Below are 13648 nucleotides of genomic sequence, written 5' to 3' on the forward strand. Positions count from 1 at the left end.
CTGCATCATGGTTTAGTCAGGGCGGGATGCTCTAACGTGGATCCCGGCGCGAAATAGCGCGCTCTGAAAGGGATAAACAGCAGATTAAGGAAAATAAAAATGCACGATAAATGGGAATTTTATAAGGACGAGGCACACAAGTGGCGCTGGAGAAGAACGGCGCCCAACGGCAATATTACCGGCGCCGCCAGTCAGGGCTACGTTAACAAAGCCGATTGCATCGAAAATGCACGACGTAATGGCTACACCGGTTAAGGGCATCACGCTCTGACATCACCCCCGATCGGAAACGGTCGGGGGTTTTTCTTTTGGGTGGGAAAATAGTATAAGTAAGGCGCAATCGTTCGTCTTTCCTCTTGATATGTCACGCTGTCTGCGGCTGCGCCGACTGATCGACTGGCTTCATTTTATTCACCAGCATCGGCACGCTTGCCAGCCTGCAAGCGGCGTGAAATATTGAGACGATATAACGGGATAAGGGCAATGAATGTGCAGAAAGAAAAATCCTTTTTCTGCTACGCTGCCACCCGACTCTGATGATAATAAATGGGGATTACAATGCGGATTAACCTCTTGCTCGGACTGACGGCTGGCGCGTTATTGCTGGCGGGCTGCAGCAGCTCTACGCAACTCTCTTCAGCAGGACAGCGCGTGACGTTTACCGATCAGCAGCCTGGCAATACCTGTCAGCTTCTGGGCAATATTACCGGCTCACAGAGCAACTGGCTGAGCGGTGCAGGCGGCGAAACCAGCGCACTGCGTGGCGCAGCTAACGACCTGCGCAATCGCGCAGCGGAGATGGGCGGTAACGTGATTTATGGAGCAACCAGTCCGACGCAGAACCTGTTGTCCGCGTTTGCGCCACTCGACAGCAAAATGACCGGCCAGGTCTACAAGTGCCCATAATGTGAGTCAGGCAGTCTGCCATATTGAACCGGCCAGCCTTTTGCTGGCCGTTTTTATTCCTGACGTAACTGTAAATCTAACGGTGTTTTACTTGGCTCTCCGCCAATTTCACGCGCCAGCTTTGGCACCAGATAGCCGGAGACCTGTGACAGAAGTGCACGCACCAGCTGGCGGGCCTCGTCATCTGACACAAAGAAATGCGCCGCACCCTGTACCTTATCCAGCACGTGCAGATAGTAGGGCAGGATGCCGGCATCAAATAGTGCATTGCTCAGGGTGGCTAGCGTCTGCGCATTATCGTTGACGCCACGCAATAGCACGCTCTGATTCAGCAGGGTCACTCCAGCACGCTTCAGGCTACTCATCGCCTCACGCAGCTCATCATCAATCTCCTGCGCATGGTTGATGTGCGTCACCATCACCACCTGCAGACGCGTCTCGCTTAACATCTGACAGAGCTGCTCGGTAATGCGCGCCGGTATCACCACCGGTAAGCGGCTGTGGATGCGCAGACGTTTCAGATGGGGGATCTGTTCCAGCGCGGCGATAAGCCAGGCGAGCTCATGATCTTTCGCCATAAGCGGGTCACCGCCGGAGAAAATGATCTCATCCAGCTCGGGATGATCGGCGATATAGTCCAGTGCAGCCTGCCAGCTACGCTTGTTGCCGGGATTATCCTGATAGGGGAAATGACGGCGGAAGCAGTAGCGACAGTTGACGGCGCAGCCGCCTTTTACCAACAATAAAGCCCGGTTTCGGTATTTATGCAGCAATCCAGGTACAACGTTGCTTTGTTCATCGAGCGGATCGGTGCTATAACCTGGCGCATCAGTGAATTCCTGGCGGCGGGTCAGTACCTGAAGCAGCAGCGGGTCGTGCGCATCGCCTTTTTTCATCCGGCGGATGAACGCATGCGGTACACGTAAGGCGAAAAGACGCCGCGCATCCGCACCTTCAGCCAGCTCGGTGTGCTGATCAAGGGCTAAAATCCGCAGTAATTCATCAGGTTCGGTGACAACATCCGCAAGTTGCTGCAACCAATCTTCTCTGGAAGGTGTTTTTAGGGTTACAATGTGTGCCATTTTTTTGGCTTAGTACCAGTGTCAATTTTCGTAGAGGGCCTTCATGGCGACTTATTCTAGCAACGATTTCCGTCCCGGTCTTAAAATCATGTTCGAAGGCGAGCCGTATGCCATCGAATCCAGTGAGTTCGTTAAACCGGGTAAAGGTCAGGCATTCGCACGCGTTAAAATGCGTCGCCTGCTGACGGGTTCTCGCGTTGAGAAAACTTTTAAATCTACCGACTCCGCCGAAGGCGCAGACGTTGTAGATACCAACCTGAACTACCTGTACAACGACGGCGAGTTCTACCACTTCATGCACCCGGAAAGCTTTGAGCAGTTCCAGGTTGAAGAGAAGACGGTAAGCGATGCAGCAAAATGGCTGCAGGATAACGCTGAATGTATCGTTACGCTGTGGAACGGTCGTCCAATCGCCGTTCAGCCGCCGAACTTTATCGAAGCTGAAGTTATCGAAACCGATCCAGGCCTGAAAGGTGATACGGCGGGTACTGGCGGCAAGCCAGCCAAGCTGTCTACCGGCGCCGTAGTGAAAGTGCCATTGTTCGTGCAAGAGGGCGAAGTGGTCAAAGTTGACACCCGCTCTGGCGAATACGTGTCACGCGTGAAATAAGATTCGCAGGCGCATCTTCTGGTGCGCCTTTTTCTTGTCTGAGAGAAAAAAATGATCAAACTGGCAAAATTAATCGCGTTCGCGTTGCTGGTCTCTTCTGCGCTAAGCGCCTGCAACACATTCCACGGTTTTGGCGAAGATGTCTCTCACTTAGGTGGTGCCATTTCGCGTGCGGCAAAATGACCGTAACTGATTGTCCTTTTTAGAGTCCCGCCAGCAGCAACTGCCTGAAATCCGGCTATGCTTAAAGCGCTGTACTTTACATCCATCAAAAAGGACATTGTTATGTTAAAGAAAAGTATTGCCGCAATCTTCTCTGTACTGGTGCTCTCTTCTCTGCTGACGGCGTGTAATACCACGCGTGGCGTAGGCGAAGATGTCGAAGCGGGTGGCCAGGCGATTCAGAACAGCACGAAGTAACCTGTGATTCCAACCGGTACGAAAGGCTTTTCGTACCGGCTTGTCATTTTCTGCACTATTTCTGTTTTACCCAGATTAATTCTTCAACCGGGAAACCATCCCGACGCGCCTGCTCAACCAGTTTCTCTTTTACGCCTGGCTCCAGCTGAGGTGTCCGTGACAGTATCCAGAGATAGTGGCGATTCGGGCCGCACACCATCGCATAGCGATAGTCGGGGTCCAGGGCGATAACGTTGTAGCCGCCGTAGAAGGGGCCAAAGAAAGAGACTTTCAGAGAAGCTCGCTGGGGTTCACCAGTGAAGTAGGCTTTACCGACGCTCTCCTGCCAGCGCTGCTTTTTGACGTTATAGCCACGATTGATCACTTTCAGGCCGCCATCTTCACGCGGACTATAGTTTGCCGTCACCTGTTCAAGACCGCGCTCAAAAGGGTGGTTAAGGCGGGCAATCTCATACCACTGACCGAGATAGCGCTGACTGTCAAAGTTATCAATGACCGTGACGTTCTTTGGCGGCGTGGTGCTACAGGCAACTGAGAGAAAAGCACTCAGGCTGGCAACAACTGTTTTCCATGGAGACATAGTGGGATTCCTTTGTGATTTAACCGCTTAAGTATAGAAGCCGAAACGCTGTTTTTGGCAGCACGGGCACGAGATTGTTTGCCGCAGGCATTGCAGGTAGACTTCCCCCCCTAATTTGTATCAGGAGTCATCACCATGAGCGAAACGGCAAGCTGGCAACCAAGCGCATCCATCGCCAATTTGTTAAAACGCGCCGCTATTTTAGCAGAAGTGCGTCGTTTCTTTGCCGATCGCGGCGTGCTGGAAGTGGATACGCCGGCGATGAGCCAGGCCACCATTACCGATATCCATCTGGTGCCTTTCCAGACGCGTTTTGTCGGCCCTGGCGCTGCGCAGGGGCGCGATCTCTGGCTGATGACCAGCCCGGAATATCACATGAAACGCCTGCTGGCGGCGGGCAGTGGTCCGATCTATCAGATGGCGCGCAGCTTCCGCAATGAAGAGGCGGGACGTCACCACAACCCGGAATTTACCATGCTGGAGTGGTACCGGCCGCATTACGACATGTACCGTCTGATGAACGAAGTCGACGATCTGATGCAGCAGGTGCTGGAGTGTGACAGCGCAGAGTCGCTCTCTTATCAGCAGGCCTTTATCCGCCATCTGGAGCTGGATCCGTTGTCAGCAGATAAAGCGCAGCTGCGTGAAGCGGCTGAGAAGTTGGGTGAAGGCGAGCTGGCGCGTGCAGAAGAGGATCGCGATACCCTGCTGATGCTGCTGTTTATGCTGGGCGTGGAACCGAAGATTGGTCAGGATAAACCCTGCTTCGTTTATCATTTCCCGGCCAGCCAGGCGGCACTGGCGGAGATCAGTACGGAAGATCACCGTGTGGCTGAACGCTTCGAGGTCTATTACAAGGGCATTGAGCTGGCGAACGGTTTCCGTGAACTGACCGACAGCCGCGAGCAGCGTCAGCGCTTTGAGCAGGATAACCGTCGCCGTGCGGCACGCGGCCTGCCTGTGCATCCCATTGATACTTATCTGCTGGATGCGCTGGCGCATGGTATGCCAGCCTGTTCCGGTGTCGCGTTGGGTATTGATCGTCTGATCATGCTGGCGTTGAAAGCGGAGTCATTGAGTGAAGTGATCGCGTTTCCGGTGGATCGTTGCTAATCCGTTATTCACAAACGATGACGGAATAGTGGGGAAGGGTTGGCCCGGATGAAGAGCAAAGCATCCGAGCCAGGATGGCGAGGCCGACCGCCATGGATGGCGGCCTTCTTTGCGATCAGCCGGGCCATCCCTGACCTGGCTCGGGTTTTAGCTAGTTACTGTTGTCCGGGAATTCCTGAATGGTCACCGGTAGCGTCAGCTTCTGATCGTTTCGCAGTACCTGCACATCAATCACTGAACCCGGGCGAATTTCTGCCACCTGATCCATCGTCTCCTGCGCGGAAATTGCCGGCTTGCCGTTAACGCTGAGCAGCACATCATTGGCCTGAATCCCGGCTTTATCCGCTGGCCCGTCTGGCGTGACCACGCTGACAATAATGCCCTGAACCCGATCCAGGCTGCTGCCCTGTCCGTGCAGTGGCGGTAACTCACGCCCGGTAATGCCGATATAGCCGCGGATCACCCGACCATCACGAATCAGCTTATCCATGATTTTCGAGGCTAAGACGGTTGGAATGGCGAAACCAATCCCTTCCGGGGTTTCACCATCATTGCTCTTATCAAACGTCAGAGTGTTAATGCCCATCAGCTCGCCGAGCGAGTTAATCAGCGCACCGCCGGAGTTACCCTGGTTGATTGAGGCATCGGTCTGCAGGAAGTTCTGTCGGCCTGACGAACTCAGACCTACGCGGCCCGTGGCGCTGATAATGCCCTGCGTCACCGTCTGACCGAGGTTATAGGGGTTGCCGATCGCCATCACCACATCACCGATATGCGGCTGGCGGTCTGGATTAATCGGGATAACGGGCAGGCCGGAGGCCGTAATCTTGAGAACCGCCAGATCGGTCATGCCATCGGAACCGACCAGCGTCGCTTCAAAGAAGCGGCCATCCTGCAGCGCCACGATAATCTGGTCGGCATTGTTGATCACATGCTTATTGGTAAGGATGTAGCCTTTTACATTCATGATCACCCCGGAACCCAGGGTCGTGATGCCACGATTGTTGTTGCCGTGGGCGCTACGGTTGTAAACGTTCACAACGGCAGGCACAGCGCGTCGCACCCCTTGATTAAAGCTAAAGGGCGTTTCGTCGGTAATACTTTCGTGGTTATAGAGGGCGTCGCTGCCCATACGCAGTGCAGGCAGTGCTGCGAGCAAAATACCCGCCACAATCAGGCCCAGCACCACGGCACGCAAAAGTTTAAGAAACATGGTGTTAAATCACGCCAGGGGAGATCGCAGGGGAGAATAGCATGAGAGCGGCGGACACACACGTGCTTGTGTCCGCCGGAATGCGAGGTTTATCTCAACAACAGATAGATAGTTTCATCGCCGCGCACCACATTCAGTGCCAGTACCGGCGGTTTCCCTTCCAGAATTTTACGCAGTTCAGCAATGTTCTGAACCCGGCTGCGGTTAACGCCGATAATCACATCATCTTTCTGCAGACCAACCTGTTCAGCCGGAGTGCCTTTTTCGATGGTATCGACCTTCACGCCTTTATCACCGGTCTTCGTCTGTCCATCACTCAGCGTTGCGCCCTGAAGTGCAGGTGACATCAGCTGTGCGCTGGCGGTGGTCTGCGAACTCTGCTCCAGCGTAACGGTAACCGTCAATGGCTTACCTTCGCGCAGAAGGCCGAGCTTAACCTGCTCGCCTGGCGGTGTGGTGCCCACTTTTACGCGTAGCTCAGCGAAACTGGTAATCGGCTTATCGTTGATCGATGTAATGATATCGCCTGACTTCACGCCCGCTTTCTGCGCGGCAGACTGCGGTAAGACTTCAGAAACAAAGGCGCCACGCTGCGCATCGACATTGAACGCTTTAGCCATATCGGCCGTCATTTCAGTGCCTTTAATGCCGAGCTGACCGCGCTTCACTTCACCATATTTGATCAGCTGCTGCGCGAGGTTCATCGCCATATCACTTGGGATAGCAAAGCCGATGCCGATGTTACCGCCGCTGGAGGCGAGAATGGCGGTGTTAATACCGATCAGCTCGCCGTTCAGGTTGACCAGCGCACCGCCTGAGTTGCCGCGGTTAATGGCAGCATCAGTCTGAATAAAGTTTTCCAGCCCTTCCAGGTTCAGGCCGCTGCGACCCAGCGCAGAGATAATCCCGGAGGTGGCGGTCTGTCCCAGGCCAAACGGGTTACCGATCGCCACCGCGAAATCACCCACTTTCAGCTGATCAGAATCTGCGACTTTCACCTGCGTGAGGTTTTTTGCGCCCTGAATCTGAATCAGCGCGATATCGGTCTGCTCATCATGGCCGATCAGTTTGGCTTCATATTCGCTGCCGTCGCCAAGCTGTACGTTGATCTTATCCGCACCGTTAACCACGTGGTTGTTGGTCAGCACGTAGCCTTTGGCGGCATCAATGATGACGCCAGAACCTAAGCCTTCAAACGGCTGGGGCTGCGTATTTCCACCAGGCATCTGGCCGAAAAAGCGTTTCAGTGGTTCAGGGATATCCTGAGCCTGCGCACCAGAATCGGTGCCTTCAACGTGAACACTGACCACGGCGGGCAACACTTTCTCCAGCATCGGTGCCAGACTCGGCAGCGGCTGGCCCGCAATTTGTGCTGGCAGCGTTGCCATCGCGTCTGGCGCGGCGGCAAGACTCATCCCAATACTCAGGGCTAATGCGCTAAACAGGCGTGCTTGTTTTTTCATTGCTACAACGCTCTCGCTGCAAAAGGTGGGAGGAATTAATAAGTGTGACAGTCCTTTGCGGTCAGGGTTCGCAAATTCAGTGGGCGCAGACAGGCTGCGCCCCAAAAAGATTAGTCGCGGGCAGGGCGCTCGCCACGCAGTAAACCAGATGCGCCTTCAGAGTAGTCGCGCGGCATCTGCACCGGGACCTGATCGTTGTCCGCTTCAGCTTCAGTCAGCTGATAGGCAAACGGATTTTTCTGTCCAGGCAGATTGGGCAGCAGGTCATTGGAGCCTTTTGCCATATGCTGATAGAGCTGACGATAATCACGCGCCATGTTGTCCAGCAGCTCCGCGCTCTGCGCGAAGTGGTTGGTCAGCTCTTCGCGATAATCAGCCAGCTCCGCTTTCGATTTTTCCAGTTCGTACTGCATGCTGCGCTGCTCACGCAGCTTTTTGTTGCCAAAACGCATGGCTACTGCGCCGACAATAATACCTACCACTAAACCAATTAGCCCGTATTCCCAGGTCATAATGACTCCCGTGTTATTTCCATTGTTCCGTAGGGCGTTGCACCATATCGATAACAATCACTATACCCGTTAATCTTATGGATGTGGAACTCCGGAGCAGCATGGCTTAGTGTAGAACGGCCTTTTTTTCAGCAACCGTGGTATGAATCAGACACCATTCAGGGACTTTGAAATAACAATGCAAACCTCAACTCCGCTTGCACGCTATGAGCAGGCGCTGTCGCAGGGCGAATTCAGGCCCGATGACGTACAACGTGAAGCAATTACCCGTTTAGACGCGCTGCAGCAGGCGCTGGTTGCCCGGCAACAATCTGCCGCGCCTGCCACATCCGGCCTGCTGGGTCGCCTGTCAAAATTGATCGGTAAAGAGAAAAATGAGACGCCACAACCGGTACGTGGACTTTATATGTGGGGCGGTGTAGGGCGCGGCAAGACATGGGTTATGGATCTCTTTTTTCAGTCTATTCCTGGCGATCGCAAACTGCGTCTGCACTTCCACCGCTTCATGCTGCGGGTGCACGAAGAGCTGACGCAGCTTCAGGGCCACAGCGATCCGTTGCTGATTATCGCGGACAAATTCAAAGCCGAAACTGACATCCTCTGTTTTGATGAGTTTTTTGTCTCCGATATCACCGATGCGATGCTGCTCGGTACGCTGATGGAAGCGCTGTTTGAACGTGGCATCGCGCTGGTGGCCACCTCGAACATTCCGCCTGATGACCTCTATCGTAACGGTCTGCAGCGTGCGCGTTTCCTGCCTGCGATTGAGCAGATAAAGCGCCACTGTGATGTGATGAACGTAGATGCCGGTATCGACTACCGGTTACGCACGCTGACCTCCGCACACTTGTGGAACTATCCGCTGAACCCGGAAACGCACGCTGAAATGACGCGGATGTTTAAAGCGCTGTCGGGCAGCCAGCCGGAAGAGGCGCCGGTACTGGAGATTAATCACCGCCAGATGCCGACGCTGGGCGTCAGTGAAGGCGTGCTGGCGATTAATTTTAAGACGCTGTGTGGAGAGGGGCGTAGCCAGCATGACTACATAGCGCTGTCGCGCCGTTTTCACAGCGTGCTGCTGTATGACGTGCCGGTGATGATCTACAAAACCGAAGATCAGGCGCGCCGTTTCCTGGCTCTGGTCGATGAGTTCTATGAACGTCATGTGAAGCTGGTGGTTGCGGCGGAGACGTCACTGACCGAGATTTATCAGGGCACGCGGCTGAAGTTCGAGTACCAGCGCTGTTTATCCCGACTTCAGGAGATGCAGAGCGAAGAGTATCTGCGCTTACCGCACCTGCCGTGAGAATAAACAGGATAAATACCGAAATAGGGTTCGATTTTTGTAACCGACTTCTCTATAATCTTGCGACCCCACGTTACAGCAAAGGATTTTTTTCCCAAATCCTCTGTGTTCCAGTAACTCTATCCGAAGGGGTGGCTTGCTGGTCAAAATGGTCGTGTGAGCCTCATTCGTTTACTTAAGCGTTTGGGATTTCACCAACGTGTAACTTAATTTGGGTAAGCTTTTCGATGAAAACTTTTACAGCTAAACCAGAAACCGTCCAACGTGACTGGTTTGTAGTTGACGCAACGGGCAAAACTTTGGGTCGCCTGGCGACTGAACTGGCGCGCCGTCTGCGTGGTAAGCATAAAGCGGAATACACTCCGCACGTTGATACAGGTGATTACATCATCGTTCTGAACGCTGAAAAAGTTGCTGTAACTGGCAACAAGCGTACTGACAAGATCTACTATCATCACACTGGTCACATCGGTGGTATCAAACAGGCGACCTTTGAAGAGATGATTGCTCGCCGTCCTGAGCGTGTGATTGAGATCGCGGTTAAAGGCATGCTGCCGAAGGGCCCGCTGGGTCGTGCTATGTATCGTAAACTGAAAGTTTACGCAGGCAACGAGCACACCCATGCGGCACAGCAACCGCAAGTTCTTGACATTTAATCGGGATTAAAGGCAATGGCTGAAACTCAAAACTACGGCACTGGTCGCCGCAAAAGCTCTACCGCTCGCGTATTCATGAAGCCGGGTAGCGGTAATATCGTTATTAACCAACGTTCTCTGGAACAGTATTTCGGTCGCGAAACTGCCCGCATGGTAGTTCGTCAGCCGCTTGAGCTGCTGGATATGGTTGGTAAATTCGATCTCTACGTCACTGTTTCTGGTGGCGGTATTTCTGGTCAGGCTGGTGCGATCCGTCACGGTATCACCCGCGCTCTGATGGAATACGACGAATCACTGCGTGGCGAACTGCGTAAAGCAGGCTTCGTTACTCGTGATGCGCGTCAGGTTGAACGTAAGAAAGTCGGCCTGCGTAAAGCACGTCGTCGTCCTCAGTTCTCCAAGCGTTAATTGTTTGCAGCTCCGGCTGCGACAATTGGCTCAAAAAACCCGCTTCGGCGGGTTTTTTATTTTCTGCTTTCCCCTCGACTCCCCGCGAAAACCGTAACGTCGCGCTCAATTTACCTGCAAAGATTCATTCCACGCCCACAAGCAGCCTAAAATCTGGTAAACTCTGTGTCACTTTGCGCCCGCAGGCCGGTGCGTTATGCGCCTCCCCACTGTCGGGGCGTCAGTATCTGTGACGCGGCTAACCAGGTTGCGTGCGAGTTCGATTAGCTGGTGAATCGCCGTGTGGTTGGCTATTCGCAGTATCTTTTTGTGAACAAACTTGGAGGTTTTCATGGCTGTCGCTGCCAACAAACGTTCGGTAATGACGCTGTTTTCTGGTCCTACTGACATTTTCAGCCATCAGGTACGTATTGTCCTGGCGGAGAAGGGTGTCAGCGTAGAGATCGAGCAGGTCGAAATGGATAACCTGCCGCAGGATCTGATTGACCTCAATCCGTATCGCACGGTACCGACGCTGGTAGATCGTGAGCTGACGCTGTATGAATCACGCATCATCATGGAATATTTAGATGAGCGCTTCCCGCATCCGCCACTGATGCCGGTTTATCCGGTTGCCCGTGGTGATAGCCGCCTGATGATGCATCGCATCGAGCAGGACTGGTACAGCCTGATGCGGAAAGTTGAGAACAGCACGGGTCAGGAAGCCGAAGCGGCACGCAAGCAACTGCGTGAAGAGCTGCTGGCTATCGCCCCACTGTTTGGTCGTACGCCTTACTTCATGAGCGAAGAGTTCAGTCTGGTCGATTGCTACCTGGCTCCGCTGTTATGGCGTCTGCCGTCAATGGGCATCGATTTGATCGGCTCAGGTTCAAAAGAGCTGAAAGGCTATATGAACCGCGTATTTGAGCGTGACTCTTTCCTCGCTTCATTAACTGAAGCTGAACGTGAAATGCGCCTGCAAGCCCGGGCTTAACGTATGGAAATGTCGCAACTTACTGCACGTCGTCCCTATCTGCTGCGCGCATTCTATGACTGGTTGCTCGACAATCAGCTGACGCCGCATCTGGTGGTCGATATTAATCTGCCAGGTGTGCAGGTGCCGCTGGAGTATGCGCGTGATGGTCAGATTGTCCTGAACATTGCGCCACGCGCTGTCGGTAACCTCGATCTGGCCAATGATCAGGTGTCGTTCAACGCCCGCTTTGGTGGCGTTCCTCGCCAGGTTAACGTGCCGATGGCGGCGATTCTGGCAATCTATGCGCGTGAAAACGGTGCCGGGACGATGTTTGAACCGGAACCTGCTTACGAACTGGGTATGCAGGAAGCGTCAGAGGGTCAGGAAGAGACCATGATGTCTGTGATTGATGGTGATCGTCCTGATGACGCCAGCGATGACGAGACGCCGCCTGATGACGATCCACCGCCACGTGGTGGAAGACCTTCACTGCGCGTAGTGAAATAGCAGTGAATGTGAATACCCGTCCATGTGACGGGTATTTTTTTGCCTGCCACCCATAAAAAAATCCGGCTGCCTGCGCAAACCGGATTTTTTACAGCAGGCCTTCGCGATTAGTAGACGTCGCGCAGGTAGCGTTTCTCTTTCTTCAGCTGATCGACGTAGTCCGCAGCGCGCTCGGTAGAGAGACCACCAAACTGGCGAACGACTTCATACAGCGCATTATCCACATCCTTCGCCATACGCGATGCATCGCCACAGACGTAGAAGTAAGCCCCTTCCTGCAGCCAGGCATAGAGCTCTGCGCCCTGTTCCAGCATCCGGCTCTGCACGTAGATCTTCTTCTCCTGATCGCGTGAGAACGCCAGATCCAGACGCGTCAGCAAGCCGTTATCCCGCCAGGCAACTAATTCATCCTGATAGATAAAGTCATGCTCCTGATGCTGATCGCCGAAGAACAGCCAGTTTTTGCCCTGTGCGCCGGTTGCCTGGCGCTCCTGCAGGAAGGCGCGGAATGGGGCGATACCGGTACCCGGTCCCACCATGATCAGCGGCGCGCTGTTATTGGCAGGCACGCGGAACGATTTATTGGGTGAGATAAAGATGGCGGGCTTCTCGCCACGACGCACACGCTCGGCCAGATAGGTCGAGCAGACGCCACCGCGATTACGGCCACCACTGTGATAACGCACCGAGGCAACGGTCAGATGCACCTGGTTAGGGTGAGCCTTAGAGCTGGATGAAATTGAGTAGGCACGATGCTGCAGCGGACGCAGCAGGGCAACAAACTCAGGTACCGCCAGCGTGCGTGTCAGCTCAAGCTGCAGCAGGTCGAGGGTATCTTTGCCCCACAGCCACACGCCCAGCGCATCTTTATCATCATGCTGTAAGACATGACGCAGTTCCTGGTTGGTGGTGTTCTGTCCGACCCACTCGATCAACTTGCGTGACGGCTCTGAGATCTCAAACTGATAGGTCAGCAGGTCGCCGAGGCTGCGGTCAAAGCCAGGCACCGGCGTCTGGTAATCAGCATTAAGCTGAGTCAGCAGCAGGCTGACCAGTGACGGCTCATTGACAGGAATCACGCCCAGCGCATCGCCCGCTTCATATTTCAGGCCGCTGTCCGACAGGTCGAATTCGAAATGACGAATATCTTTGGCTGACTGCTCACCTGACAAACGCTTGTTGGTAATCAGCGCGGCAGCATACGGATTCGATTTGTTGCTGCCCGGAATGACTGGCGCTTCAGGCGCGCTCTCCAGCACGGTGCCGCTGCTGCCTGCGCTGGCCGCAAACTGTGGCATTGAGCTGTTCAGCCACTCGCTGGAAGGTTCTTCGTAGTCGATATCACAATCGATACGATCAACCACGCGTTTCGCACCCAACTGCTCAAGGCGCATATCAATGAACTTGCCCGCCTGACAGAAGCCATCGTAGCCGGTATCGCCAATCGCCAGCACGGCGAAATGCATCTGCTCCAGACGCGGTGCGGTACTGGCAGAGATCGCATCCCAGAACAGCTGTGCGTTGTCCGGCATTTCACCTTCGCCATAAGTCGAGGTGACGATCAGCACATGGCGCATGGTGGCAAACACGTCGAGATCGACATCGCCCAGCGCCTGAACCACGGGCACCAGCCCTTTGGCGCGCGCAGATTTCGCTGCGGTCTGCGCCAGTGCTTCGGCATTGCCGGTCTGTGAGCCGTAAAGAATATGCAGTTGCGTGGTCGCGGCTGCGCCCGCCCCTGCGGCAGGTTGCTGTTTGTCTTCTAATACCAGCAAACGGGAGTGAAGCCCCGCGAGAAAGCCAGCCAGCCAGTACTTCTGATCGCCATTAAAAGGTGCATCTTCTGGAATATAAGGAATTTTCATGGGTACTTTTACTCAATCCCGTTCTCGCCCGATATCAGTGGCGTTGTCCTGT

17 protein-coding genes are annotated in these 13648 nt (G+C 54.2%); 11 read left to right on the top strand and 6 right to left on the bottom strand.

All coding sequences use genetic code 11. The annotated features are described in order from the left end of the window. Nucleotides 1-99 precede the first annotated feature (99 nt). Nucleotides 100-255, top strand: coding sequence for a YegP family protein (locus ACN1CO_RS11670; protein ID WP_010251985.1), 156 nt, complete (start codon nucleotides 100-102; stop codon nucleotides 253-255). 303 nt (nucleotides 256-558) lie between these two features. Then, nucleotides 559-906 carry a DUF4156 domain-containing protein gene (locus tag ACN1CO_RS11675; protein ID WP_010251983.1) on the top strand — a complete coding sequence of 116 codons (348 nt, stop codon included), beginning with the start codon at nucleotides 559-561 and terminating at the stop codon, nucleotides 904-906. A gap of 53 nt (nucleotides 907-959) precedes the next feature. Here the strand turns inward: ACN1CO_RS11675 and epmB are convergent, their stop codons facing one another. Next, entirely contained in the window at nucleotides 960-1988 is a 1029-nt protein-coding gene (epmB, locus tag ACN1CO_RS11680) for an EF-P beta-lysylation protein EpmB (RefSeq protein ID WP_115387982.1), read from the bottom strand. A gap of 43 nt (nucleotides 1989-2031) precedes the next feature. Between epmB and efp the strand changes: the two genes are divergently transcribed. From efp to ACN1CO_RS11695, 3 genes are all read left to right on the top strand, one after another. Next, the gene (gene efp, locus ACN1CO_RS11685) at nucleotides 2032-2598 is read left to right on the top strand and encodes an elongation factor P (protein WP_010251979.1); all 567 of its coding nucleotides are present in this window, start codon (nucleotides 2032-2034) and stop codon (nucleotides 2596-2598) included. A gap of 51 nt (nucleotides 2599-2649) precedes the next feature. Continuing rightward, nucleotides 2650-2781, top strand: a complete 132-nt coding sequence (locus ACN1CO_RS11690; RefSeq protein ID WP_003848306.1) for an entericidin A/B family lipoprotein — start codon at nucleotides 2650-2652, stop codon at nucleotides 2779-2781. A gap of 102 nt (nucleotides 2782-2883) precedes the next feature. Continuing rightward, the gene (locus tag ACN1CO_RS11695) at nucleotides 2884-3018 is read left to right on the top strand and encodes an entericidin A/B family lipoprotein (protein WP_003848302.1); all 135 of its coding nucleotides are present in this window, start codon (nucleotides 2884-2886) and stop codon (nucleotides 3016-3018) included. Nucleotides 3019-3073: 55 nt separating this feature from the next. On the opposite strand, the gene ACN1CO_RS11700 is transcribed toward ACN1CO_RS11695, so the two are convergent. Further along, a complete protein-coding gene (locus ACN1CO_RS11700) occupies nucleotides 3074-3598 on the bottom strand; it encodes a lipocalin family protein (RefSeq protein WP_419139111.1) in 525 nt (174 codons plus the stop codon). A gap of 135 nt (nucleotides 3599-3733) precedes the next feature. Between ACN1CO_RS11700 and epmA the strand changes: the two genes are divergently transcribed. Beyond that, nucleotides 3734-4711, top strand: coding sequence for an elongation factor P--(R)-beta-lysine ligase (epmA, locus tag ACN1CO_RS11705; RefSeq protein WP_090963854.1), 978 nt, complete (start codon nucleotides 3734-3736; stop codon nucleotides 4709-4711). A 151-nt stretch (nucleotides 4712-4862) separates the two neighbouring features. Here the strand turns inward: epmA and degS are convergent, their stop codons facing one another. From degS to zapG, 3 genes are all read right to left on the bottom strand, one after another. Then, on the bottom strand, nucleotides 4863-5924 hold the full coding sequence (gene degS, locus ACN1CO_RS11710) for an outer membrane-stress sensor serine endopeptidase DegS (RefSeq protein ID WP_419139112.1): 1062 nt from the start codon (nucleotides 5922-5924) through the stop codon (nucleotides 4863-4865). A gap of 89 nt (nucleotides 5925-6013) precedes the next feature. After that, a complete protein-coding gene (degQ, locus tag ACN1CO_RS11715) occupies nucleotides 6014-7387 on the bottom strand; it encodes a serine endoprotease DegQ (RefSeq protein WP_419139113.1) in 1374 nt (457 codons plus the stop codon). Nucleotides 7388-7497: 110 nt separating this feature from the next. Beyond that, the gene (gene zapG / locus ACN1CO_RS11720) at nucleotides 7498-7899 is read right to left on the bottom strand and encodes a Z-ring associated protein ZapG (protein ID WP_003848291.1); all 402 of its coding nucleotides are present in this window, start codon (nucleotides 7897-7899) and stop codon (nucleotides 7498-7500) included. A 178-nt stretch (nucleotides 7900-8077) separates the two neighbouring features. Here zapG and zapE point away from each other — a divergent pair, with 178 nt between their 5' ends. From zapE to sspB, 5 genes are all read left to right on the top strand, one after another. Continuing rightward, nucleotides 8078-9205, top strand: coding sequence for a cell division protein ZapE (gene zapE / locus ACN1CO_RS11725; RefSeq protein ID WP_419139114.1), 1128 nt, complete (start codon nucleotides 8078-8080; stop codon nucleotides 9203-9205). 227 nt (nucleotides 9206-9432) lie between these two features. After that, nucleotides 9433-9861, top strand: coding sequence for a 50S ribosomal protein L13 (gene rplM / locus ACN1CO_RS11730; protein ID WP_008925400.1), 429 nt, complete (start codon nucleotides 9433-9435; stop codon nucleotides 9859-9861). A 15-nt stretch (nucleotides 9862-9876) separates the two neighbouring features. After that, a complete protein-coding gene (gene rpsI, locus ACN1CO_RS11735) occupies nucleotides 9877-10269 on the top strand; it encodes a 30S ribosomal protein S9 (protein WP_090963862.1) in 393 nt (130 codons plus the stop codon). Between the two features lie 331 nt (nucleotides 10270-10600). Beyond that, nucleotides 10601-11242 (top strand): stringent starvation protein SspA, encoded by a 642-nt coding sequence (sspA, locus tag ACN1CO_RS11740; RefSeq protein WP_003851135.1) that lies wholly within the window; start codon nucleotides 10601-10603, stop codon nucleotides 11240-11242. A gap of 3 nt (nucleotides 11243-11245) precedes the next feature. Next, nucleotides 11246-11731, top strand: coding sequence for a ClpXP protease specificity-enhancing factor (gene sspB / locus ACN1CO_RS11745; protein ID WP_013359871.1), 486 nt, complete (start codon nucleotides 11246-11248; stop codon nucleotides 11729-11731). Nucleotides 11732-11838: 107 nt separating this feature from the next. Here the strand turns inward: sspB and ACN1CO_RS11750 are convergent, their stop codons facing one another. After that, nucleotides 11839-13596, bottom strand: coding sequence for a sulfite reductase subunit alpha (locus ACN1CO_RS11750; RefSeq protein ID WP_419139115.1), 1758 nt, complete (start codon nucleotides 13594-13596; stop codon nucleotides 11839-11841). Between the last annotated feature and the right edge of the window lie 52 nt (nucleotides 13597-13648).

It is taken from the genome of Pantoea sp. R13S299 (assembly GCF_048515925.1).
In the GTDB taxonomy this organism is placed as follows: domain Bacteria; phylum Pseudomonadota; class Gammaproteobacteria; order Enterobacterales; family Enterobacteriaceae; genus Pantoea.